Source organism: Veillonella magna DSM 19857 (assembly GCF_000428745.1).
Taxonomy (GTDB): Bacteria; Bacillota; Negativicutes; order Veillonellales; family Veillonellaceae; genus Veillonella_A; species Veillonella_A magna.
In genome coordinates this window covers 568,826-594,163 of sequence record NZ_KE386795.1, presented here as the reverse complement: position 1 = coordinate 594,163, position 25,338 = coordinate 568,826, and the positions used below count along the sequence as shown (strand labels likewise).

General features: G+C 44.0%; 20 protein-coding genes. 18 read left to right on the top strand and 2 right to left on the bottom strand.

From position 1 onward, the window contains the following. Nucleotides 1-6 precede the first annotated feature (6 nt). Genes fmt through rpe form a run of 8 tightly spaced genes read left to right on the top strand, consistent with a single transcriptional unit; the run spans nucleotide 7 to nucleotide 8,363 of the window. Complete coding sequence (gene fmt, locus G344_RS0109685; protein WP_028256041.1) at nucleotides 7-993, top strand: methionyl-tRNA formyltransferase; 987 nt, start codon at nucleotides 7-9, stop codon at nucleotides 991-993. Continuing rightward, nucleotides 968-1,768 (top strand): DUF116 domain-containing protein, encoded by an 801-nt coding sequence (locus G344_RS0109680; protein ID WP_028256040.1) that lies wholly within the window; start codon nucleotides 968-970, stop codon nucleotides 1,766-1,768. Before fmt ends, G344_RS0109680 begins: the two co-directional genes overlap by 26 nt. Continuing rightward, the gene (rsmB, locus tag G344_RS0109675; protein WP_038155321.1) at nucleotides 1,758-3,134 is read left to right on the top strand and encodes a 16S rRNA (cytosine(967)-C(5))-methyltransferase RsmB; all 1,377 of its coding nucleotides are present in this window, start codon (nucleotides 1,758-1,760) and stop codon (nucleotides 3,132-3,134) included. Before G344_RS0109680 ends, rsmB begins: the two co-directional genes overlap by 11 nt. Further along, nucleotides 3,131-4,189, top strand: coding sequence for a dual-specificity RNA methyltransferase RlmN (rlmN, locus tag G344_RS0109670; protein ID WP_028256038.1), 1,059 nt, complete (start codon nucleotides 3,131-3,133; stop codon nucleotides 4,187-4,189). Before rsmB ends, rlmN begins: the two co-directional genes overlap by 4 nt. A gap of 9 nt (nucleotides 4,190-4,198) precedes the next feature. After that, nucleotides 4,199-4,900, top strand: coding sequence for a Stp1/IreP family PP2C-type Ser/Thr phosphatase (locus tag G344_RS0109665; RefSeq protein ID WP_028256037.1), 702 nt, complete (start codon nucleotides 4,199-4,201; stop codon nucleotides 4,898-4,900). A gap of 14 nt (nucleotides 4,901-4,914) precedes the next feature. Next, entirely contained in the window at nucleotides 4,915-6,837 is a 1,923-nt protein-coding gene (gene pknB / locus G344_RS0109660) for a Stk1 family PASTA domain-containing Ser/Thr kinase (RefSeq protein ID WP_051245902.1), read from the top strand. A 7-nt stretch (nucleotides 6,838-6,844) separates the two neighbouring features. Continuing rightward, a complete protein-coding gene (gene rsgA, locus G344_RS0109655; protein WP_028256035.1) occupies nucleotides 6,845-7,705 on the top strand; it encodes a ribosome small subunit-dependent GTPase A in 861 nt (286 codons plus the stop codon). Between the two features lie 4 nt (nucleotides 7,706-7,709). Then, nucleotides 7,710-8,363: a ribulose-phosphate 3-epimerase gene (rpe, locus tag G344_RS0109650; protein WP_028256034.1), complete on the top strand. Its 654-nt coding sequence runs from the start codon at nucleotides 7,710-7,712 to the stop codon at nucleotides 8,361-8,363. Between the two features lie 118 nt (nucleotides 8,364-8,481). Here the strand turns inward: rpe and G344_RS0109645 are convergent, their stop codons facing one another. Further along, on the bottom strand, nucleotides 8,482-9,141 hold the full coding sequence (locus G344_RS0109645) for a hypothetical protein (protein WP_028256033.1): 660 nt from the start codon (nucleotides 9,139-9,141) through the stop codon (nucleotides 8,482-8,484). A gap of 300 nt (nucleotides 9,142-9,441) precedes the next feature. Between G344_RS0109645 and G344_RS11595 the strand changes: the two genes are divergently transcribed. The 10 genes from G344_RS11595 (at nucleotide 9,442) to G344_RS0109595 (ending at nucleotide 23,809) form a co-directional block, all read left to right on the top strand. Next, nucleotides 9,442-10,005, top strand: a complete 564-nt coding sequence (locus G344_RS11595) for a TetR/AcrR family transcriptional regulator (protein WP_051245901.1) — start codon at nucleotides 9,442-9,444, stop codon at nucleotides 10,003-10,005. Continuing rightward, a complete protein-coding gene (locus G344_RS0109635) occupies nucleotides 10,002-11,135 on the top strand; it encodes an efflux RND transporter periplasmic adaptor subunit (RefSeq protein WP_028256032.1) in 1,134 nt (377 codons plus the stop codon). The genes G344_RS11595 and G344_RS0109635 overlap by 4 nt, the downstream gene beginning before the upstream one ends. 10 nt (nucleotides 11,136-11,145) lie before the next feature. Then, a complete protein-coding gene (locus G344_RS0109630) occupies nucleotides 11,146-14,280 on the top strand; it encodes an efflux RND transporter permease subunit (RefSeq protein ID WP_028256031.1) in 3,135 nt (1,044 codons plus the stop codon). 146 nt (nucleotides 14,281-14,426) lie between these two features. Further along, on the top strand, nucleotides 14,427-15,704 hold the full coding sequence (locus tag G344_RS0109625; RefSeq protein WP_028256030.1) for a manganese-dependent inorganic pyrophosphatase: 1,278 nt from the start codon (nucleotides 14,427-14,429) through the stop codon (nucleotides 15,702-15,704). A 147-nt stretch (nucleotides 15,705-15,851) separates the two neighbouring features. Next, nucleotides 15,852-18,047: a DNA helicase PcrA gene (pcrA, locus tag G344_RS0109620; protein ID WP_028256029.1), complete on the top strand. Its 2,196-nt coding sequence runs from the start codon at nucleotides 15,852-15,854 to the stop codon at nucleotides 18,045-18,047. Nucleotides 18,048-18,152: 105 nt separating this feature from the next. After that, a complete protein-coding gene (gene ligA / locus G344_RS0109615) occupies nucleotides 18,153-20,162 on the top strand; it encodes an NAD-dependent DNA ligase LigA (RefSeq protein ID WP_028256028.1) in 2,010 nt (669 codons plus the stop codon). Nucleotides 20,163-20,207: 45 nt separating this feature from the next. Next, nucleotides 20,208-20,498: an Asp-tRNA(Asn)/Glu-tRNA(Gln) amidotransferase subunit GatC gene (gene gatC / locus G344_RS0109610; protein ID WP_028256027.1), complete on the top strand. Its 291-nt coding sequence runs from the start codon at nucleotides 20,208-20,210 to the stop codon at nucleotides 20,496-20,498. Nucleotides 20,499-20,539: 41 nt separating this feature from the next. Beyond that, nucleotides 20,540-21,967: an Asp-tRNA(Asn)/Glu-tRNA(Gln) amidotransferase subunit GatA gene (gene gatA / locus G344_RS0109605; RefSeq protein ID WP_038155438.1), complete on the top strand. Its 1,428-nt coding sequence runs from the start codon at nucleotides 20,540-20,542 to the stop codon at nucleotides 21,965-21,967. Next, the gene (gatB, locus tag G344_RS0109600) at nucleotides 21,964-23,406 is read left to right on the top strand and encodes an Asp-tRNA(Asn)/Glu-tRNA(Gln) amidotransferase subunit GatB (protein WP_028256025.1); all 1,443 of its coding nucleotides are present in this window, start codon (nucleotides 21,964-21,966) and stop codon (nucleotides 23,404-23,406) included. The genes gatA and gatB overlap by 4 nt, the downstream gene beginning before the upstream one ends. Nucleotides 23,407-23,440: 34 nt before the next feature. Continuing rightward, nucleotides 23,441-23,809 (top strand): hypothetical protein, encoded by a 369-nt coding sequence (locus G344_RS0109595; protein WP_028256024.1) that lies wholly within the window; start codon nucleotides 23,441-23,443, stop codon nucleotides 23,807-23,809. Nucleotides 23,810-24,063: 254 nt separating this feature from the next. Here G344_RS0109595 and G344_RS0109590 read toward each other — a convergent pair whose 3' ends face one another. After that, nucleotides 24,064-25,269 (bottom strand): MFS transporter, encoded by a 1,206-nt coding sequence (locus G344_RS0109590; protein WP_028256023.1) that lies wholly within the window; start codon nucleotides 25,267-25,269, stop codon nucleotides 24,064-24,066. Nucleotides 25,270-25,338 lie beyond the last annotated feature (69 nt).

Below are 25,338 nucleotides of genomic sequence, written 5' to 3'. Positions count from 1 at the left end.
ATAGATATGCAACACTTGAGAGTTGTATTTATGGGGACGCCGGATTTTGCAGTGCCTACGTTACAGGCATTGATTGAAGGGCCTCATGAGGTAGTAGGTGTATTTTGCCAGCCGGATAAGGCTAAAGGGCGAGGTAAAAAGGTTCAAATGCCACCGGTTAAAGAAATAGCTCTGGAAGCAAATGTTCCTGTTTTTCAGCCGGATACGCTAAAAACAGAGGATATAAAGGAATGCCTTCATGAATTGCGCCCGGATATTGTGGTAGTGGTAGCCTATGGTAAGATTTTGCCACCATGGTTAATTCATCAGCCGCAGTGGGGATGCATTAATGTACATGCCTCATTACTTCCGGCATATCGTGGAGCAGCGCCGATTCACTGGGCTATCTTAAACGGCGATACAACGACGGGCATTACTATTATGCAGATGGATGAAGGGCTGGACACCGGAGATATCTTGGTACAAACTGAGGTTGAAATCGAACCGGAGGAAACTACGGGTGAGTTGTTTGATCGATTGGCTCTTTTGGGGGGCTCGATGATCAATGAAGCAATAGACGGGTTAGTGGCCGGTACGGTAACGGCAACACCGCAAGACAATAGTTGTGCTACGCATACTCGCAAGGTGACGAAGGATATGGGGTATTTGCAATGGCAGGAAGATGCTGTTGTATTGGCACGAAAAATTAGAGGCCTTTCTCCGTCGCCGGGTTGTGTAACTTTTTTGAATGGTAAGCGACTTAAAATATGGAAAGCTTATGCGCTTACTGAAGCAGGGGTGGCGCATGAATTCCCCGGGGCACAGGTAGGAGCAATAGGCACTGTTATTGGAATAAATGATAACGGATTTGCCGTACAGACAGGAAACGGCGTGTTAGCTATTACCGAGGTTCAACCGGAAAATAAAAAACGTATGAAGGCCGGTGATTTTTGCCGGGGCCATCAGCTGAAGGCGGGGATGGTATTTGATGAGCAATACACACAATCTATGTGATAAGCAAAGTACGCACAGTAAATATGGTCAATATCCGCTATATTTTCAATTAACCTTTACCGTGTTTGTCATTCTATCTTTTGCCTGGTCTACACTCATGTTTTTACTGTGGCCGGGCATGCAGGCCTTCGGTATTGGAGCGGCTATGACCGGCGAGGTTTTGCTGGCATCGTTTCCTATCGTATGCTGGGTTATGTGGGGAATCATGCTTGCGGCAGCTAAAAAGGGAATACGAATTTCACCGATAGTATTACGCATCAGTAATCGGTGGTTGTACGCTTTTTTTCCGGCGGTATTGGGGCTGGGAAAACTATGTGGTGTTGATAAGGACCGCATAAGTCAGTCTCTGATTGCTCTTATTAATCATTTGGTAGAGCTTAATTTGTATAAAGTGCCGGCAGAAAGAGTGTTGTTATTGACACCTCACTGTTTACAGCAAAGTGATTGCGTTCATAAGGTAACCACGGATGTCCATAATTGCAAGCGCTGTGGACGTTGTCAGGTTGGTGAACTGTTAGATATAGCTGATACGTACGGTTGCCACTTCGTAGTTGTGACCGGAGGGACGCTTGCACGGATGATGATAAAAAAAATACGTCCCAAAGCTATTGTAGCTATTGCCTGTGAACGTGATTTGGTAAGCGGTATGAATGATGTGTTCCCTATTCCTGTAGTAGGTGTTCTTAACGAACGACCATGTGGTCCTTGCTGTAATACGCGAGTAGATACAAAGAGGATTCAAGCAGTTGTGGAGAGATTAATTAATGGATACTAAAAAACAAGATTCGGTATTGAGGACAGGAAACCGGGTAAATGTGCGCTTGGCAGCTGTACGAGCATTGTTGGAGATTAACCGCGATGGCGGATACGCTAATATTGTTTTACAACAATATATTAGTCAGTATCATTTTACGGATGTAGATCGCCGCTTTTTTACCGAGCTCGTGTATGGTGTTATCAGACGAAGAAATTATTTGGATGCCATGATAATTAAACTGACGGGACGACCTATTAAAAAATTATCCGCCATGGTTGTAGAAATTTTACGTCTTGGGTTATATCAATTATGGTATTTAGATCGTGTCCCTCATTCGGCAGCAGTGAATGAAAGTGTAAAATTAGCACGGAAGCTTACGCGCGGATTGCATGGATTCGTTAATGGTGTCTTGCGTAATAGTGAACGCCGTCGCGAAGAATTAAGTATTGAAGCAATGGCAAACAGTGAAGCGCAGCGTTGGTCATATGTGTATAATCAACCGGAATGGCTAATACAGCGTTGGCTTAGCGAATACGGTGAAGATACAACGTTGGGACTGTTGTCTTGGTGTAATGACAATCCGGCACTTATAGCTCGCGTCAACACCTTGGTAGCTACGCCTGAAGTGATTGTTTCTGAAATGGAGAAAGCCGGATGGCGGGTAGAACAGAGTACTAAAATACCTGAGGCGTTGCGAATTCTTAGCCATCGAGGTAGTTTAGAAGCTGCAAAATGGGTGAAAGAGGGGTCAATCACTTTTATGGACGAAGCTTCTATGGCAGTAGCTTATGTTGTACAGCCAAAACCAGGAGACAAGGTGTTGGACTGTTGCGCAGCACCGGGCGGAAAGACAATGCACATGGCTGCTTTAATGCAAAATAAAGGAACTATTGTAGCCAATGATATTCACAGTCATAAAATCGAATTGATGAAACAAAATGCTCAGCGCTTGCATGTGTCCATTGTTTCCTTGTATGAACAGGATGCTACAACATTGCCGGAATCATATGATAATGTATTCGATAAAGTACTGGTTGATGTGCCTTGTTCGGGACTTGGTATATTACAGAAGAAACCCGATATGCGGTGGCGTAAGGAAGAAAAAGCTATTGATGCACTGCCGGAATTACAAGGACGTATTTTAGAACGCGCTGCAAAAGCTGTAAAGACCGGTGGTCATTTGATTTATTCTACTTGTACAATCAATAAGGCTGAAAATGAGGGCGTAGTCACTGCTTTTTTAAAGGAGCATCCTGAATTTATCATTGAAGATGCAGCAACATTGCTGCCTTTCGAGACTAAAGGGCCTATGGTTACTTTAATGCCACATAAAGATGAGATGGATGGCTTTTTTATAGCGCGCATGCGCAAGGAGGTTCTATGACAGAGCTGTTGGGTAAATCATTGGAGGAGCTACAGCAACTTATAACGGCTGCAGGCTTTCAGCGGTTCCGAGCAAAACAGCTGATGGATTATATTTATAAACGCTATATATTCTCTTTTGATGACATGGCACAGCTGCCAACAGATTTACGGACATGGCTGAAGGAATACTGCGTTATCAGTTTACCGACGGTTGTGACGGAGAAAACGGCACCTGACGGTAATACTAAGAAGTTATTGCTAAAGCTTAGTGACGGCAGCCAAGTAGAAACCGTATTGATGAAGCAGCATTACGGCAATTCGGTGTGCGTGTCTTCACAAGTAGGTTGTGCTATGGGATGCATTTTTTGTGCTTCTACCACAGGTGGCTTGTTCCGCAACCTGGAGGTTCATGAAATCGTAGCACAGGTATTGCTGTTTGCGTACGTACTTAAAGAACGTATACATTCCATCGTTGTTATGGGGGCCGGAGAGCCTTTACAGAATTATGAAAATACAATCGGCGCTTTACGTTTTCTGCATGAAAAAGAAAGCTTTGATATTGGCTACCGGCGAATGACCTTATCTACTTGCGGCATTGTCGAAAATATTTATCTTTTGGCAGATGAAGGTATTCCGATTACGTTGGCATTATCCTTGCATGCTCCCAATGATACAATACGTCGTGAGATTATGCCTATCGGTGCATATTACGACATTAAAGATGTATTGGATGCAGTTAAGACTTATTATGAGAAAACGGAACGACGGATTACGTTTGAATATATTTTGATAGACGGCGTGAATGCGTCTAGAGAACAGGCTCATGAGTTAGGAGCCTTGGTAAAGACCTTTCCAAACTGTAATGTTAATCTAATCCCGGTCAACGGGAACGAACATATACAGTTATTTAAACCATCGCCGCGAGCCATTGATGCTTTCAAGTCGATAGTGGCCTCCTATGGAGTAGCTGTTACAGTACGCAAGGAAATGGGAGATGCGATTCAAGCTGCTTGCGGACAGCTAAAGGTTCAGCATATGCGTCAGCAGGCAGAAAAAGCGCAAAGCGAGAAATGAGGTAAGCCTATGAAGTGTATTGGTATGAGTAAAATCGGTTTAGTGCGAAAACGAAATGAAGATAGATTTTGTATCGAGGGACCGTTTTGTATAGTCACTGATGGAATGGGAGGCTATAAAGGCGGGGAAATTGCCAGCACGCTAGCTATTGACAGCATCGCAGAAGCATTACGTAAATTGGAGACGCCTTCTAAGGAGGCTTTGCAACATGCTGTTAGTGAAGCTAATCGAATGGTGTATGAACGGGTATTTACGGAACCCGAGCTCAAAGGAATGGGAACGACAGCAGTTGTTGCCTATGAACAGTGTCATACATTATACTGGGCCAATGTGGGTGACAGTCGTCTTTATTTATTTGATGATGATGGCTTGGTGCAGATTTCCACGGATCACTCTATGGTGCAGAGCTTATATGAAGCAGGTACTTTGTCAAGTGATGAAATGTTAACGCATCCGCAACGTAATATATTGACACGGGCTGTCGGTGTAGGTGCTAATGTAGAAGTGGATTGTGGTCACTTGTCGGTTGAATCGGGGAATCGAATTCTTCTTTGCTCGGACGGACTGACGGGGTATATCCCTCAAGACACGATAGAGGCCATGTTCAATGAGCAGTCTGATGACGAACGTTTACTGGAAGATTTAATGGCACTTGTATATGATGCAGGGGCGAAAGATAATGTAACGATTGTAGTAGGCACGATTGAGTAGGAGGCGATGGAATAATGAAAGAAGCAGATAATAGAATGCGCGGCATTATTTTAGATAATCGCTATAAAATCCTCGAAAAAATCGGAATTGGTGGTATGGCCGATGTCTACAAAGGTGAAGATGGGTTACTGGGTCGTCCGGTGGCGATTAAAATCTTACACCAAAATTTTGCAGGTGACGAAGAATTTGTAGCCAGGTTCAAACGTGAGGCGCAGGCAGCCGGGAAGCTGAGTCATCCCAATATTGTCAGCATGTATGATGTAGGCTATGATCAAGGCTATCATTACATCGTTATGGAATATGTAGAGGGGGAAACACTTAAGGAATATATAGTGCGGCATAAGCGTTTATCTATTGATAACGCCGTGAAATTCACGATTGCCATTGCCGAAGGGCTGGAACATGCACATGCTATGGGTATTGTTCATTGCGACATTAAACCTCATAATGTTTTAATTACTAAAACGGGACGCGTGAAGGTAACTGATTTCGGCATTGCCAGAGCAATGAATGCCAGTAATACTGTAATGTATACAAATTCTGTTATGGGATCGGCACATTACTTATCCCCGGAACAGGCCAGCGGGAAACCTGTCAACGGAAGTACCGATATTTATTCCTTAGGTGTAGTACTGTACGAAATGCTAACAGGTCGTGTACCTTATGAAGGAGATACGCCTATTAGTGTTGCCTTGAAGCATGTGCGCGAACGCTTAGTGTCACCTATGCGTTATAATCCAAGCATTCCTCCCTTGTTGGAAGGGGCAGTAATGAAAGCATTGGCTAAAAATCCGGAGGATCGGTTTGCATCTATCACTGATATGATTAGTGATTTACGATTGTCTCAGGGATTTGTCAATTCAAAAAGCGGTCGCATGATTCCCCATGATTTTGCAACGCAAGTATTACCGACGGTACAGGATACTACGGCTTATGAAGAACCGTTGTATGATGACGAGGGTGAAGGAAAAAACAGTAAGAAACGCTCAATGATTGCACTGCTGTCACGATTGCCGCAAAAATATATTCTGCTAGGATCTGTAGTAATCTTTTTGTTGGCATTTTTATGGGCCTTTTTAAGCTTTGGTAATTTCTGGAGCAATGCTACCGTAACGGTACCAAATGTAGTCGGAAAACAGGTAACGGTGGCAAAACATATTTTGGAAGATAACCATTTACGTGTATCGGTAAGTGAAGTAACGAACTCCGATGTACCGGCGGGGCAGGTCATCTCGCAGAGTCCGGAAGCCGGCGAAGAGGTTAAGGAACAGCGGACGATTCATCTCGTAGTAAGTAAAGGCGCGGGAGATCTTACGATGCCGGATATTACCGGTATGAGTCTTGATCAAGCACGGACAAAATTAAAAGATATGGGACTCATACTGGGCAAGGTTACAACAGCATCTGATGATAGCAAAGAAGATGGTGTTATCCTAATGCAAAGTCCGCCGGCTAATTCTAAAGTTAACAAGGGAACCACTATTGATGTTACAGTCAACAAAATACAGGCTAAAACGGTAACGGTTCCCAGAGTAGTGGGAATGACATTGAAAGATGCCAAAGATGCGTTGGCGTCCATGGGGTTATCAGTAGGGCAAATTAGTGGATCCGGTGATGATACTGCAGTAATTACCAGTCAATCCCCGTCGCCGGGCAGTAAAGTGGATGACGGTAGTTCCGTAGCATTGGCTGCTGAGGCGTCTAAGCCGGCAGAGCCAACGCCGCAGACGGCTAAAGGTAGCGTAAATGTGACCGTACCGTCGGGAAAACAAAATCAAAAGGTACGTATTGTAGTTGTCGATGATAATGGATCAAAGACAATTTATGATGGAGTAAACCATCCGGGCGACCGTGTAGATAAGGACGTATCCGGCGTTGGTAAGGTACGTGTTCAGGTATACTTAGATGGTGCATTAATTCAAGATCAAGCATTGTAGGAGGTTTATGAAAACCGGAATAGTAGTAAAAAACATGAATGGCTACTTCTATGTGCAAGGTGAGGACGGTACTATCACAGAATGTAAGGTGCGAGGACGCCTCAAAAAGGGGCGTTATTCACTCTTGGTGGGCGATCGTGTCATCTATGGCAATGAGGGTACCATTGAAAATATTCTGCCGCGGCGCAATGAGTTAAAGAGACCGCACATTGCTAATATCGATCAAGTCGTATTAGTAGTGGCGGCTCATGCGCCGGATATTAATAGTTTGCTGCTGGATAAATTGCTCGTTATGATTGAACATGCAGATATTCCTTTGGTAGTATGTATCAACAAAAGCGATTTGGCAGATGAAACAACGGCGGAGATTGTGGAGCGTTACCAAAAAGTAGGATATACGGTAGTTATGACATCGACGTATACCGGCGAAGGCATCGATACATTGCGCACTATACTTGATGGTCATGTCAGTGCCTTCGCAGGACCATCCGGCGTCGGCAAGAGTAGCTTGCTCAATGCGGTGGAACCTAATTTTGCTTTTCAGACTGGTGAAGTCAGTGATAAAATAAAGCGGGGACGTCATACGACGCGTCACGCGTCATTATATGCGTTGAACGATCACTCGTTTATTATGGATACGCCGGGCTTCAGTGCCATTGACTTCAGCGATATCAGTCCGGAGCGATTGACTTCGCTGTATCCCGAGTTTATGATCTATGAGGATGGATGCAAATTCAGTCCGTGCTACCATGAGCATGAGCCGGTGTGTACAGTAAAAGAAGCGGTAGAAAGCGGAATAATCCATAAAGAAAGATATGCTTCATACTTAGCGATTCGAGAAGAAATTGTAAGTCAAAGGAAAAGGTGATAGTATGGTAAAAATTGCTCCGTCAATGTTGTCGGCTGACTTTTCGAAGTTGGCTGCCGAAATAAAAGAGATAGAAGAAGCGGGCGCTGATTTGCTTCATATAGATGTAATGGATGGCCATTTTGTACCGAATTTGACATTTGGCGCTCCAGTGGTACAAGCACTTCGAGCACATACGGCATTACCTTTTGATGTTCATCTGATGGTAACGAACCCGGAAGATTATGTAGAAAGTTTTGCTACTATCGGCGTAGAATATTTTACATTTCATGCCGAAGCAACAGCACATATGCATCGATTGATACAGACGATTAAGGAACATGGTATGAAAGCGGGAGTATCTCTGAATCCGTCTACACCGGTAGCCGTACTGGAAGATATAGCATCTGATTTGGATATGATACTCGTTATGAGTGTAAACCCTGGCTTTGGGGGACAATCCTTTATTCCTCATGCAGTGCGTAAAATTCAAAAGGCAAAAAATTTATTGGAATTTGTAGGAAATAAAGATGCGGTAGTAGAAGTTGACGGTGGCGTTAACGCTAAAACCGTAGAAGCCGTACGTAATGCAGGGGCTGATATCTTGGTAGCCGGGTCGGCCGTGTTCGGAGCTGATGATCGTAAAGCAATGATTGAGTTGCTTCGCGGGGGCAAATGAGTAAATGCATTAAGAAATAAAATTGTATAAGATGTAAATAATATATAAAACAGGCTGTGATGCAAAGATGCATCACAGCCTGTTTACGTATAATATAAATGTTATAACACAGATAATGTTAGCGGCGATTAAATAAAAAAATAATTTGACCTACAAGTAAACTAAGATACGATAAGAGTTCACACCATTCTTTAACAATTTGGGGAGGGACTCCCATAGTGAGCCAGAGAGAACCCAATGGTAATAAATGACCTTCGGCCGTAGTGGCGAACAGCTGCATAACAACAGCCAGTATAACTTCCGGCAAGGGGAAGCGTCGTACTTTCCAATAGGCCAGTAAATAGTAGCGGCAACGTATTATGGCCAAGAAGGAAAAAAAGGCCAGGATGCCGCAGACAATATGAATTGCGGTATAGTAAGGTAATTGCTCATGAGCTGAAAATTTATATCCTTCAATAGGATCAAAACCAAGAGGGGACAAGAAAACAGCGCCCCAACTTAGCTCTCTAAGGCACATAAACCACCATATAAATGTAATTGCCAGAAGAAGGGCCTTGGGCACAGCATTGGCTAAAGAGAGAGAAATATCCGGTTTGGGACGAAAGACAATATAGAAGGACACACAGCCGCCGATAAATAAGATAAACGCTTGAAACAGCTCGAAAGGACCACTTTCCCAACCAAAGTATAATGGTAAATGCGGTCCTATAAAAGGTAACGCTATAAATGCGAGCCAAGTTAATGGATGCCATACCGGTCGCAGTAAATCAATTCGCATAACAAACTCCCGTAATATCTGTGAATAACAACTCATGATATAGTATTTATAATTCTTACGTAGTATAGCATAAAAGGAGAAACTATGTAAGTGTATAAAAAGATAGTATTCATGCCGAAAAATAAAAGTTGAGATACACGGCTTGCGCAGAGATAGGAAGCTGGACACACCTACCAAAAAAGTTGACATTTACTAGCTTTTTAGCTAAACTAAGGAATGGTACTGGAGTTTTCTGTTAAGTTTTCAGACAGGGTAAGTTGTTGTATCTGAGTAATTAGTTTGGTTAGATTGGAGGAGAGGATGAAGGACAGTATTTTAGCAGCTGCTACTGAGGAAATTCGGCTTCACGGATCATCATTCCGAATGGAGGATTTAGCGCGGCGTTTAAATATTAGTAAACGAACACTATATGAAAACTTTCGCTCTAAAAATGAAATTTTGGAAAGAATTTTATCGGAAAAAGCCCGCGATTTTTATGAGCAGCATCAGGCTATTTTAGCGGATGAGCAGTTAACGTGCGCCCAAAAGCTGAAACAGTATTTTTCTGTTAAATCGGACTTGTACAATACCCTGAACGGAGATCATTTCCGTGAAATGTTCAATTCCATCCCATATCTTGTCGATCAAGCTATGGCCACCTTTGACAAGGACTGGGATCAGCTACAGGCCTATTTGGAAACACAGAAACAGATAGGAGTTATTAAGGATATCGATATTGATGTTCTAATCATGATGTTGCGGGGAATCGCACGATCAATTGTGTACGACAACAAACGTAATCCGGAAGAGTGCCTGCATGTTTTACCGGAAGCAATTGATATTTTATTACGTGGTATTTTAAACGAGGGAGCAGATAACGCATGAAAAAATTTCGTTATTTCGGAGTAGTGGCCGCGTTTTTGGCGGTTATGCTCGCGTTGGCAGGCTGTGGCAAGGGTCAACAGCAGCAAGGTGAGGTGGACGTCAATACCTTTAAAATAGCAGCGTCCGATACGCAAATACCAGAGTCCTTTAATGGTACGGTAATCGCACAGAATTCCGTGGCGGTACATGCTCGTGTATCCGGTCATGTGGTAGAAAAGTATGTTAAAGGTGGTCAATATGTAACTAAGGGACAGCCTTTGTATCGTTTGGACTCGCGTCAATATGAAGCAGATTTGGCCAGTGCACAGGCAACAGCCGCTCGCTCGAATGCAGCCTACCAAAATGCACAGCGTGATTTACAGCGTTACGAACAATTGGCTAGTCAAGATGCGATTGCTCGCCAGACGGTAGACACACAGGCCAGCGTGGCAGAGCAAAACAAGGCGGCTTATGAAGCAAATCAAGCAGCGATTCGCATTGCCCAGGACAATGTAGAGGACACAGTAGTATATGCACCGTATGACGGTACGCTTAAAATGGATGATGTGGACTTAGGTACTTATGTTACGGCAGGTCAGACTACATTGGTTACCATCGATTCTACCAATCCGATTTTTGTTCAGTTTAGCATGAGCGAATCCGAATACCTTGATTTCATGAAGAACAAGGACATGAAAGCATTAGACGCTACCAAGGATTTACAGCTTCGTCTAGCAGACGGTACTATGTATCCGTTTACGGGCACGCTGGTGCAGGCGGCCAAAACATTGGATAATGGCACCGGTAAGCTCGTACTTAAAGCTTCCTTCCCGAATAATGACAATTTGTTGTTGCCGAATATGTATGCTACGGTTATTTCTCCGGGAGATATTATCAAAGATGCAATCCTGGTTCCGACGAAGGCTTTGGTTCAGGTATTGGATAAGAGCTTTGTTATGGTGGTAGGCGAAAACGGCATGGTTGAACAGGTGCCGGTAGAAACCGGAGGCACACAGGGCGTATATACCATCGTCAAGAGTGGCTTGAAACCGGGTATGGATGTTATCGTTGACGGCCTTACCAAGGTGCGTACCGGCATGAAGGTTAATGCGCATGCCATTACTAAAGAACAAATTGAAGTGAATAAATAGGGGGGATATCGTGTCGAAATTTTTTATTAGCCGACCGATATTTGCCATTGTTATATCATTGATTATTACCTTGGTAGGGTTGTTGGCTATGTTTACCCTGCCGGTTGCTCGATATCCGCAGATTACACCACCGCAAGTTCGTGTATCGGCGGCATATACGGGGGCTTCGGCGCAAGTAGTCAGTGATACAGTGGCATCGGTTATTGAAAGTCAGATTATTGGTGTTCAAAACATGGATTACATGGTATCCACCAGTACGAGTAATGGTACCTATTCATTGACTGTTCAGTTTGACCAAGGCACCGATGCGGATATGGATACGGTTAATACACAAAACCGTGTGCAGCGTGCGTTGGCACAGTTGCCGACTGAAGTACAGACATTGGGTGTAACCACGACAAAATCTACCGGCGATATGGCCTTGGTATTTTCATTGAAATCACCGAACGGTACCTATGATCAGACATTCTTAAAGAACTATGCATCCAACTATATGATGGATGAAATTAAGTCGGTAAACGGTGTCGGTAGTGTACAGGAATTCGGTTCCGACTTTGCAATGCGTATTTGGTTGGATCCGGCAAAAATGTCCCAGTTGGGCGTGACGGTAACGGATGTAACCTCGGCTATTCAGGCGCAAAATAAACAGGCGGCGGCAGGTACTATCGGTGCCAATCCGACGCCTATAGAACAGCAACGTACGATGCCTATTACCGTACAGGGTCGTTTAATCAGTCCTATGGAATTTGGAAACATTATCGTTAAGAAGGACGTAAACGGCAATCTTCTTCATTTGAAGGATATTGCGAAAATTAATTTGGGATCCAAGGATTACAGTATCACGGCTAAAAGTGATGGTAAACCGGTTGCAGTGTTTGCCGTATCGCTTACCAATGATGCGAATGCAATTAAAACAATCGGAGCTATCAAAAAAATCTTGGAAGAACAGGCAAAGAGCTTACCGCCTGATATGGAATACAGCGTTATCGTTGATAATACCATGTTTGTATCGGCGTCAATTGAAGAAGTTATTCATACCTTCATAGAAGCGTTGATTTTGGTTGCCTTGATTGTATACATTTTCCTTCAGTCTTGGCGGTCTACGATTATCCCGATGATTGCGGTGCCGGTATCCTTGCTGGGTACCTTTGCCGCGTTCGAAGTTTTGGACTTCACCATTAATACGTTGACCTTGTTTGCTATGGTACTGGCAATCGGTCTTGTCGTTGATGATGCTATCGTTGTTATTGAAGCCGTTGAGTATGAAATGAAGGTTAACGGACTTCATCCGAAAGAAGCGGCTTTGGCTGCGATGAAAAATGTACAGGGCCCTGTTATTGGTATTGCTTTCGTATTGGTATCCGTATTCGTACCGGTATCCTTTATGGGTGGTATGACGGGGATTCTGTATAAGCAGTTTGCCTTGACTATTGCCGTGTCGGTAGTTATCTCAGCTTTTATTGCGTTAACATTGACACCGGCGTTGTGTGCGACTATGTTAAAGCCGCATGTGCCGGGGTCACAATCTAACTGGCTATCTCGATCACTGGATCGCTTTAATGAATTGTTGGAACGTTTCAGCGATTGGTATGGATTCCAGTTGGCTAAGTTGGCGCGTAAGTTATGGCTTACGGTGGTTGCATTGATTGCTTTCGTGGCAATTGCAGCAGGTGTATTCCGCGTATTGCCGACTTCCTTCGTGCCGGCTGAAGATAACGGTTACTTCATGATAGCTATTAATCTGCCGCCGGGGGCTTCGTCCAGCCGTACTATGAAGGTAATCCAGGATGTAAGTAACTTCTTACAGAATGATTCGGATATAACGGAAGTTGCCGGTGTATCAGGCTTTGATATCTTGTCCAACGCACAGCAATCCAGCTCCGGCGTTATGTTTGCTACCTTGGCGGATTGGAGTCAACGTAAAGGCCCGACGCAAGGTGTAGAAGCAAAAATTGGTAAAGTGTTTGGCTTTGCGGCACATGAACCGCAGGCAACGATTTTGGCTTTGAATCCACCACCGATTCCTGGGTTAGGTAGCTCCGGTGGTTTCACGATGTATCTTGTAAATAAAGTAGGGGATTCGCCGGCGAAGATGATGACGGTAGCAAATTCCTTCTTGGCAGAAGCGCGCAAGAGCCCGGTGTTTGCTTCGGTATATACCACCTATAACGATTCTACGCCGACATATAACTTTGATGTTAACCGCGATAAAGCTGCTCGTGACGGTGTATCGGTGGCTGATATTTACACGGCGTTACAGGGTTTCTATGGTGGTATTCAGGTAAATGATTTCAATGAGTTTGGTAAAAACTATAAGGTAATGATTCAGGCGGATGAAAAATATCGCGTTTCGCCGGAAATGAATCACTTTATCTATGTACGTAATAGTGCTGGCAATATGGTATCGGTTGATACATATATTATGCCTAAACCGACAACATCGGCTGCAACGATTACTCGCTTTAACAACTATCCGGCTGTTAAAATCGGGGGATCGCAGAATCAGGGCTACAGCTCCGGTGATGCTATCAATGCGTTGAAGGCAGCTGCTACCGTGACATTACCACAAGGGTATACGTATGACTGGGCCGATCAGTCACGCGAAGAAGTTAAATCCGGATCTCAAACAATTCTTATTTTGGGAATGGGGATTATCTTCGTATTCTTAGTATTGGCTGCGTTGTATGAATCGTGGAAAGTACCGTTCGCTGTACTCTTCTCTATTCCTTCGGGAATTATGGGTGCTGCGTTGATACCCTATCTCTTAAACTTTACGGGACGATACAATTTGGCTAACGATATTTATTTGCAGATTGGTTTGTTGACCTTGGTCGGGTTGGCTGCTAAAAATGCTATTTTGATTATCGAATATGCTAAGATTCGTGTGGAAGAACGTGGTATGCGTATTGTTGATGCGGCTATCGAAGCTGCAAAGATTCGTCTTCGTCCGATTTTGATGACCTCCTTGGCATTTATTCTCGGATGTATACCGCTGGCAATTTCTTCCGGTGCCGGTGCGGGTGCTCGTGTATCTATGGGGATTACCGTAGTTGCCGGTATGACCGCGGCGACAGCATTTGGTATCTTTGTTATTCCGATGCTCTTCATTATGATTGAAAAGCTCGGATTCGGTAAGAAGAAATAAAAAATAATTTATAAAGCAGGTGGGATTTAATTAATAAAATCCCACCTGTTTTGTTATATAAGGTATGTTATAGGTAAGTTATTTATGGTATAATATGAAAGATACAAAAACCAATCGGTTCAACAGTTTATAACGAGGTGATACACATGAGTGAAAAGGTTATTTTTGTAACCGGTCATAAAAGCCCTGATACAGATTCGTTCTGTTCCGCATTGGGCTATGCAAATTTAAAAAATCAGTTAGGAATTCCGGCAAGAGCTATTTGTGCGGGTCCGGCAAATAAAGAAACTACATTTGTTTTAAATCATTTTGGTGTGGAGCATCCGGAAATTGTAACGAGCTTTGCTGTTCGCATTAAAGATGTGATGGAAGCAGTACCGGCCGTTGATGCCGACGCAGATTTGAAAGCAGTATTGGCTTGGCGTCGCGAACACGATATGAATCGTATTCCGGTAGTAAAGGATGGTAAGTACATTGGTCTTATAATGCCGAAAAAATTAATCGATGCGTTGGAAAATGCCTGGGAAGGTAAAGGCGCAGCTAAGGCGGGCGACATTGCTTCGGCGACAAAATGTCAGATTATTTCTCCTGACTTAAAGCTTCGTGAGTTTGATCGCGGTCATACCGGTGCATATCCTGTAGTTGATGGTGATACGTATCTGGGTATGGTACGTGCCGGTGTGGAAGCACCGAAGGATAAACAGAAGGTAGTCTTGATTGACCATAATGAAAAAGTTCAGATTATCGATGACATTGAAGATGCAGAAATTATTGAAAATATCGATCATCACCGCATCGGTGGTTTGACGACGGAAAATCCGATTTTCATCCACTATGAACCGGTAGGTTGCTCCTGTACAATCGTTGCTAACATGTACTGGCAGTACAATCAGGAAATTCCGCAGCAGATTGCGGGACTCTTGTTGTCGGCTATCATTTCTGATACTGTACTTTTCCGTTCTCCTACCTGTACTCCGAAGGATGTGGAAACGGCTAAGCGCTTGGCAGAAATTGCCGGTGTTGACTTAGAAGCCTATGGCCTTGAAATGTTAAAAGCCGGTGCGGATGTGTCTGATTTCTCCGATGAAAAAATCGTTCGCACGGATATGAAAGAATTTACTGCCAACGGTCAGGTTATCAGTATCGGTCAGTTGACTACTATGGATGCCGCCGATGTGTTGAAACGTAAGGCTGATTTATTAAAAGCATTGGAAGAATTGCGGAGCAGTAACGGATATGCCGCTTCGTACATTATGGTAACGGATATCTTGAAGGAAAGTACCAACTTACTATATGCCGGTGATGTAGACGGTGTGGTTAAAGCTGCTTTCGGTCAAGAGCCAAAAGAACAGGAAGTATTCCTTGAAAAAACATTATCCCGTAAAAAACAGATTGTACCTCCGATTTTGGGCGCAATGAAATAAGAAAGGATGATAGACAGACAAAAACGTTGCGTATTGCAACGTTTTTGTTATTGTATGGCATTCTTAGGAGTTGGCAATGCCGATGTATATATTGCAGAGAGATGTTTGGTGACAATTCCTAAGGGGCGTAACTAAGAAAGGATGGGTATGGAGACATTACTGGATGGATTGAATAAAGAACAGCGCATAGCTGTGGAAACCACGGAAGGCCCGTTACTTATCGTAGCCGGTGCCGGTTCGGGAAAAACACGAGTGCTTACATACCGTATCGCACATTTATTGGATAAAGGAGTTAGCCCTTTTGAGATTTTGGCAATTACGTTTACCAATAAAGCAGCCAAAGAAATGAAAAGCCGTGTAGAAGATTTGGTAGGACCGGTAGCCGATAGAATTTGGTTAAGTACGTTTCATTCGTTTTGTGCCAAGCTATTACGGTTTGAGCTGGACAATTATTTAGGATACAGTAAAAATTTTACAATTTATGATACCGGTGATTCGCAGGTAGTGATAAAAGCAGCGTTAAAGGCGTTGAATTTAGATGACAAGTATTATCCGGTAGGTGCCATGCAGTCACACATTTCAGATGCGAAGAACCGTTTATTATTTGCATCCGAATTCAGACGTACCGCCAAGGATTTCTATGCGCAAAAAGTGGCGGATGTATATGAATACTATGAACGGGAGCTACGCAAGAACAATGCTCTTGATTTTGATGATTTGCTGCTGGTTGCGGTTAAGCTGCTACAAACTAATGCATCGGTACAGGATAAATACAGTCATCGCTTCCGTTATATTATGATTGATGAATATCAAGATACGAATCATGCACAATATGTGTTGGCGCGTTTGTTGGCTTCGCAGTGGAATAATATATGCGTTGTCGGTGATGCGGACCAGAGTATTTATGCTTGGCGCGGAGCGGATATTCAAAATATTTTAGACTTTGAAAAAGATTATCCGCAATGCACGACTATTAAATTAGAACAAAACTATCGGTCAACCAAGACGATTTTGGAGGCAGCCAATGCGGTTATTGATAATAATGAAGGTCGCCCGGAAAAAAATCTGTGGACCGAACAAGAAGATGGCGTAAAGATTAAACACTTTACGGCACAAAGCGAACGAGAAGAAGCGGCTTTTATCAGTGAGACTATGTACAAACAGCATGAGTTAAACAACGTACCTTACGGGGATATGGCCATTCTATATCGTACTAATGCGCAATCGCGCGTATTGGAAGAAGGATTGATCAAACGAGCGATTCCTTACACTATGGTAGGGGGGACCAAATTCTACGATCGCAAGGAAATCAAAGATGTCTTGGCGTATTTAAAGGTACTCTTTAATCCTTTCGATGATTTGAGTTTATTGCGTATTATTAACGTGCCGAAACGAAGTATCGGAGCAACCACTGTTAGCAAGCTACAAAGCTATGCACAAGATACGGGAAGCTCTTTATTTATGACGCTGACGCAGTTACACAATATCCCTACGATTAAGGGAAAGACAAAGGAACGGTTGGAAGAGTTTGGCGTATTGATTTTCGGTTTGGTAGCTTCCATGAATGAGATGAACGTACTGGAATTATTGGAAGCGATTTTGGATCAAACCGGTTACATGAAGGAATTGGAAGACAGTACAGATCCGCAAGACGAAGCGCGCATCGAAAATATCGGTGAATTACTGTCGGTGGCCAAGGAATTTATGGATGCTAATCCAACTGGGACAGTGCAAGACTTTTTAGAGCAGGTAGCACTGGTGAATGATGTGGATTCCTTTGAACAAGTAGACTCAAAAGTAACGCTGATGACTCTTCACTCGGCAAAAGGGCTGGAATTCCCTGTTGTTTTCTTGGCCGGTCTTGAAGAAGGATTATTTCCCCACAGCCGTACGCTTATGAATCCCGAAGAGATTGAAGAAGAACGACGGCTTTGTTATGTGGGAATTACACGGGCAGAACGCGAGTTATATGTATCCAATGCGACCACACGCACTGTATTCGGTAAGACGGCAGGCTATTTGCCATCGCGCTTTTTAAAGGAAATACCGCAGGAGCTCATTGAAGAGCTGCGGGCGAAGGCAAAGCGTCCGGAAATGACAGAACGCCGTATACCACCGCATATGTCTGTTATGTCACGACCGGTGACCAAGCCGATTGTGCGTAATCCGCAGGTAGAAAATTGGCAGGTCGGTGATGTAGCCATGCATGCGAAGTGGGGTAAAGGCAAGGTGTTGGCATTACAAGGTGAAGGTGCCGGTTTGAAACTAAAAATAGAATTTCCTACACAAGGAATTCGCATTTTGATGGCGAAATTTGCGCCGATTAAACGATTGGAAGAATAAAACTTTTTAATCATTGCTTACTCTCGATACATGCTTTAGGAAATACACGTAAATAGTTTGGTACCATAGCATAGGTCGGAGTGCGAGTAAACAGAGGAGTAAATCATGGCAACGAAAGAAAATGATATAGCTCTTACCATTCATACCTTACAAAAAGAGCTGGCACATCATGCCTATTTATATTATGTAAAGAACGCGCCGGTATTGCAGGACTATGAATATGATAAATTATATCGAGAGTTAGTAGATCTTGAAACAGCACATCCTGAATACATTACCCCCTATTCGCCGACGCAGCGCGTAGGAGCAAAGGTAGAAGGCGATTTTCCTAAGGTTCCTCACGGACGACCGATGCTCAGTTTGGGCAATGTGTTTAATGAAGCGGAAGTGAGAGCTTTTGATGAACGAGTTACGCGTGAGCTGGGACATCGTCCGGCATATGTGGTGGAATTAAAAATTGATGGCTTAGCGGTTAATTTGCATTATGAAAATGGTGTGCTTGTCCAGGCGGTTACACGAGGCGACGGACGAGTAGGTGAAGATGTTACGGCCAATGTACGTACGATTCAATCCATTCCTCTGTTTATCGAAGAGGCACCGCCGTATATTGAAATTCGCGGTGAAGCTTATATGCCGCATAAGGAGTTTAAACGAATTAATGAAGCACGCGATGAAGAAGGTCTACCTGTATTCGTAAATCCTCGGAATGCAGCGGCAGGGTCCTTGCGGCAACAAGATCCGGCTATTACGGCAGATCGCAATCTAGATTTTTTTGCGTATGCTATCGGTGCCGTGGAGGATAGCCCGATTCATAGCCAAGCGGAGTTGCTGGCTACCTTGGAGACCTACCGATTCCATGTAAATGAAAATTATAAACTGTGTCATTCGATTGATGATGTGATTGCACAAATTAAGTATTGGGATGAAGCACGTCATCAACTGCCCTATGACACGGACGGAATGGTTATAAAAGTGAATGACTTTGCCGATCAAGACATATTGGGAGCTACGGTAAAAGATCCGCGTTGGGCTACGGCATATAAGTATCCGCCGGAAGAAGTGGAAACGATTGTGGAGGATATTACCTTAAACGTTGGACGCACGGGAGTATTGACCCCGACGGCAGAATTGAAATCGGTATTTGTATCCGGTACAAACGTGGCGCGAGCTACATTACACAATGAGGATTTTATTAAGGAAAAGGATATCCGCATTGGCGATCATGTGTTGGTACATAAAGCAGCGGAAATCATTCCGGAGGTTATCCGTGTTCTGAAAGATAAACGCACCGGTGAAGAGAAAGTTTTCACGATGCCTTCGCAGTGTCCCGTATGTGAATCGCCAACGGCACGCAAGGATGATGAGGTAGCAGTGCGCTGTACCAATCCGCATTGTCCGGCGATTGAAAAAGAAAAAATTATTCACTTTTCTTCACGGGATGCGATGAATATTGATGGTTTGGGGCCGAGTATCGTGGAAAGTCTAATTCGATATCGCTTGATAACAACCGTGGTTGATTTGTATCACCTTACGGAAGAACAGCTGGTAACGATGGAGAGAATGGGCACGAAGTCGGCACAAAATCTTTTAAAGGCTATTGAAGATTCCAAATCCCGAGGCTTGGGACGCGTGTTGTTTGCGCTGGGCATTCGACTTATCGGTGCCAAAGCGGGGCAAACCATTGCGGCGCACTTTCCGAGTATGGAAGCTCTTAAAGCGGCAAGCTTTGAAGAGTTAACGGCGGTAGCTGAAATCGGACCGACAATGGCAGACAGTATTATCGGGTATTTAAACGATGAACATAATATGGCGTTGATTGAAGGTCTGGCAGCGGCCGGTGTGGTGATGACGGAAGAGAAAACCGAACCGGGCGGAGATGAATTGGCCGGAGAAATTATTGTACTCACCGGTAAGCTGGCGTCTATGGGGCGCAGTGAAGCAGGTAAAATTTTAAGTGATCACGGCGCTAAGATTACAGGCTCCGTAAGTAAGAAGACAACGATGGTCATAGCCGGTGAAGACAGTGGCAGTAAACTAGCCAAAGCCAACGAATTAGGCATCAGAGTTATCAACGAAGAAGAATTTCTCGCACTTATTGCGGGATGGCGTGATTAAACGCTTTCTTTTTGCTATAATGTAACAATGAAAGGAAGTGGACCTATGAAAATCAACCGCGAGGAAATAAAAAATATTGCACTCCTATCGCGTCTTGAAGTGCCGGAAGAACGAATGGCACAAATGGAAAAGGCGCTTAACGATGTATTACAATATGTGGAAGAGTTGGAAGAACTCGATTTAACGGATGTCGAACCGATGGCACATGCCGTACAGGTGCAAAACGTATTCCGTAAGGACGAAGTAAAGCCGTCGCTTGATCGTAAGCTGGCCTTACAAAATGCTCCTGAAGAAGATAACGGGTATTTCAAAGTACCGCGTGTAATTCAAGAGTAGGAGGAAGAACTGTGACAATTCATGAACTTCATGCTAAATTGATGGCAAAAGAATTATCCGCTGTCGAATTGACGAAGGCGGTTATTGCTCATAAAGAAAAGGTAGAGCCTACCGTTCACGCCTATTTGTCGGATTCTCACGAAGAAGCATTGGCGACGGCAGAAGCCGTGGACAAGAAAATTGCAGCCGGTGAAGAAATTTCCATGTTGGCCGGTATTCCGGGGGCTGTTAAAGATAATATTTGTATTCAGGGACAACGAGCTACTTGTGCATCTAAAATGCTGGAAAATTTTGTTCCTCCGTACAATGCAACGGTTATTGAAAAATTGCAATCCCAAGATTTTGTTAGCTTGGGAAAATTAAATATGGATGAATTTGCTATGGGCGGCTCTACCGAAAATTCGGCATTGGCAAAAACCAGCAATCCATGGAATGCAGACTATGTACCGGGTGGATCTTCCGGCGGTAGTGCAGCGGCGGTAGCCAGTGGCAGTGCTGTGTGGAGCTTGGGCTCCGATACAGGTGGATCCATTCGTCAACCGGGATCCTATTGCGGCGTAGTTGGCTTGAAACCGACATACGGTAATATTTCTCGCTATGGCTTGATTGCTTTCGCGTCGTCGTTGGATCAGATTGGACCGTTGACAAGAGATGTAACTGATGCGGCTATTGTACTTAATGCTATTGCCGGTCATGACCATCGCGACTCTACATCAATTGCCGGTGAACGACCGGATTACACAAAATCCTTGGTACGCGATGTAAAAGGTCTTCGTATCGGTATGCCGAAAGAATTTTTCGGTGACGGTCTTAATGCAGATGTGCGTAAGGTAATTGAAGAAGCGGCCGATACATATCGTAAGATGGGGGCAGAGATTGTAGAAGTCAGCTTGCCTACTTCTAAATATGCATTGTCTGCGTACTATATTATTGCATTGGCAGAAGCCAGCTCGAACTTAGCCCGTTATGACGGCGTAAGTTTTGGTATGCGTGTGGATGCGGATAACTTGGTGGAAATGTCGACAAAAACGAGAACGGCCGGTTTCGGTGACGAAGTACAACGCCGTATCTTGCTCGGTACCTATGTACTTAGCTCCGGCTATTATGATGCCTATTATTTGAAGGCCTTGAAAGCACGTCGTCTTATCAAAAATGAATTTGACAGTGCCTTTGAACAGGTGGATGTTCTCTTAACGCCGACGGCACCGAATACAGCTTTCAAATTTGGAGAAAAGACGGATGATCCGTTGTCCATGTATTTAGAAGATATTTGTACTGTACCGGTTAACTTAGCCGGCATCCCGGGCATTAGTGTACCGGCAGGCTTCGGCTCCAACGGTATGCCTATCGGCATGCAGCTGTTGGCACCGACTATGGGTGAAGAAGTATTGCTCAGAGCTGCCTATAGCTTTGAACAGGAACGACCGGAATGCAATAAAATCGCACCTATCGGGGAGGTAACTCTATGAAATATGAAACAGTCGTAGGCCTCGAGGTCCATACGGAGTTAAAAACTAAATCTAAAATTTTCTGCGGTTGTACTACGGAATTCGGCGGCGACCAAAACACCCACGTATGTCCGGTGTGCTTGGGTTTACCCGGTGTGTTGCCAGTTCTTAATGAAAAAGTATTAGAATATGCCATTAAAGTAGGTTTGGCATTGAATTGCGATATTTTACCGTTCAGTAAATTTGACCGTAAAAATTATTACTATCCTGACTTGCCGAAAAATTTCCAAACTTCACAGTATGATCTGCCGATTTGTTTAAACGGTCATTTGGATATTGAAGTAGGCGGAGAAACGAAACGAATTCGTATCACCCGTATTCACATGGAAGAAGATGCCGGTAAGTTGGTACATAGCGGCAGTACTATCAGTACGTCCGACTCCTCTAATGTAGACTACAATCGTACCGGTGTACCACTTTTGGAAATCGTATCCGAACCGGATATTCGCTCCGGTGAAGAAGCGCGTGCGTATGTAGAAAAATTACGCTCCATTTTGAAATACTTGGACGTATCCGATGTACGCATGGAAGAAGGCAGTCTCCGTTGTGATGCCAATATTTCTATCCGACTCATGGGGGAAGAAAAATTAGGCACCAAAACAGAAATTAAAAATATGAACTCCCTTACAGCGTTGCAAAAAGGGATTGAATACGAAGCACTTCGTCAAGCAGAAGCTTTGGAAGACGGTGAAGCTATCGTTCAGGAAACGCGTACCTGGGATGATAGTAAGGGCATGACGTTATCTATGCGTAAAAAAGAAAAAGAAAACGATTACCGTTACTTCCCGGAACCGGATCTGGTACCGATTGTTGTATCGCCGGAACAGGTAGAAGCGGCCCGTCAGAGCTTACCGGAATTGCCGGACGCTAAGCAGGCTCGCTTTATGAAAGAATATGGCTTAAACGATGAAGATAGTCGTATATTGACGGCTCTTCGCGAAACGGCCGACTACTTGGATGCGACCGTAAAAGCAGGGGCTGATGCTAAAACAGCAGCGAACTGGATGCTCGGTGATTTGTCCAAAATGGTTAACGAAAACAATCTTACTTTTGATAAAGCACCGGTAACACCGGATATGCTGGCAGGGATGATTGCGCTGATTAATAAAGGAACGATTTCCGGTAAAATTGCTAAGAAAGTAATTGTTGGCATGTGGGATACCGGTAAAAAGGCAGATGTTATCGTTGAGGAACAGGGCCTTGTACAAATTACCGATACCGGTGCTATCGAAGAAATCGTAAAACAGGTTATCGCAGATAATCCAAAACCTGTAGAAGATGTGAAGAGTGGTAACGGTAAAGCTATCGGCTTCTTGGTTGGTCAGGTTATGAAGGCCAGCAAAGGACGTGCTAATCCGGGAATGGTAAATCAGTTGCTTCAAAAGTATTTGAAGGACTAATATAACAATAGCCAAACTGATAGGAGTGATAACTATGGACGAAACAAACAGACAGGAACGCCCGCGTACTACTACGGTATTAACGGACGAGGAACGCCGTAGTTTTCAAGGCATGACTATCGATGAAGATGGACAAGAAACAAAGGGATCCGACATGAATTCCGAAGGAAATCCGTTTGCGGAAGGACGGTTTTCACAGGGCACCGAGATGCCGGGCATTAAGGTATATACATGGTCTTCGCTGGGGTGGAAGGGAAAACTTATCTTAGCGTTGGTCGTATGTATTGTATTAGCGATTGTTGTTTTCTTTGGCAGTATTTTCCTTATCGGCTTTGGTGTTATTGCCGGACTGGCAGCTATAGTGACGTTGTTGCGTATTGTGTATCGTATGTTATCATCGTAAGGATATATAGCGGCGACATAGTGTGATAGCATGGAAGATACTTCTTTTGGCTATAGCTTATGACAGTAGGGGCATTTGATTTATAGAAATAGAATATAAAAAAGGCTTCGGTCTCTGTATATGCGGAGAACGAAGCCTTTTTTTGATTATAGTATGAAATAGGTAAACACCAACAGGTATTTACCCATGGTAGTAAGCTAAATTATTTGCATGGATTATTTACTCTGGTCATTTACTCGGATTACTTACCTAAACTATTTAACGGTAGGAGCGGAGGTATCTTTTATGAGATAACTAAACAGCAAAGCAATTACACAGACTACGTTAAGGCAGAGCCAAGCCGTTTGCAAGCCGTAGATGTCGGCAGCCTTTCCCACAAGCGGAGCGACCATACCACCTAGGGTAATGCCGAGCCCCAAGGTAATGCCGGAGGCAAAGCCAATACTTTTGGCAAGATACTGCTGACCTAATACGACGATAGGGCTGTACTGTGCAAAAACGCCAACGCTAAGCGGAATGAGTAGTACCATGGAAAGCCAGTAATAGTTACTGGTCGTAAAGGCAATCATAATGGGGACTAACAGAATGTAGCAATAGCGAATGACTTTTACAAAACCAATCTTATCGGAGAGAATCCCACCGAGGAGAGTAACTACGGTACCGAGGAAGAAGAACACCGACAGTGCGAAGTTCCCGGATGCCGTACTTTGCTGCAAATGGGTGATCCAGTAAATAGGAATAAATGTATTTAATACAGCAAAATTAATCGAGCGTGCAGCGATAATGACAAAGAGGCGAAAGAAGCTTTTCCAGTCATTTACGGCAGAGGCATCGGCTAAACGCTGTGTATTGGTAGACGCTACCGAGGCTTGGCGATGGCGTGGTGCCATTACAAGATATATCAATGCCATGGAAACGGTGAGAACGGCAAAGATGATAAGACCGTGAGGACCGACGATGTAGGCGATGCCTGCCAGAATAGGTCCCACGGCGAAACCGCCGTTTCCGCCTACGGAAAAATACCCCATGGCACGTCCCTTTTGAGGTCCAGAAATACGATTAACCCAGCGAGCTGCTTCGGGATGGAAAATAGCAGAGCCGATACCGGCCATCATAGAAAAAAAGAGAAGGGCCATGTAACTGTCTACAAAGCCGAGGGCAGCGATACTGCATCCGGCAATGACCATGCCCAAGGGAATAAAGAGATGCGTAGAACGTTTGTCGGCTAAGTAACCGAAGAGTGGCTGCGCCACAGAAGCAAGTGCTGTATTGGCAAACATAATAGCAGCTGCTTTTTCATAATTTAAACCGTAAAGTGTCATGAAGAGTGGCAATAAAGCAGCCAGTGATCCCTGGGCAGTATCATTCATAAGGTGACACAGTCCCGGAAAATACGTTAAAAATCGATTTGGTGTTTCCTTCGGTGCCCGACTGCTGTAGGCCGAAGCAGATGAATTCATTGTAACACGTCCTTTCACATGTAATGCGTATAGATAATAGTATGAAATGTATTGTAGTAGTATTCTTTA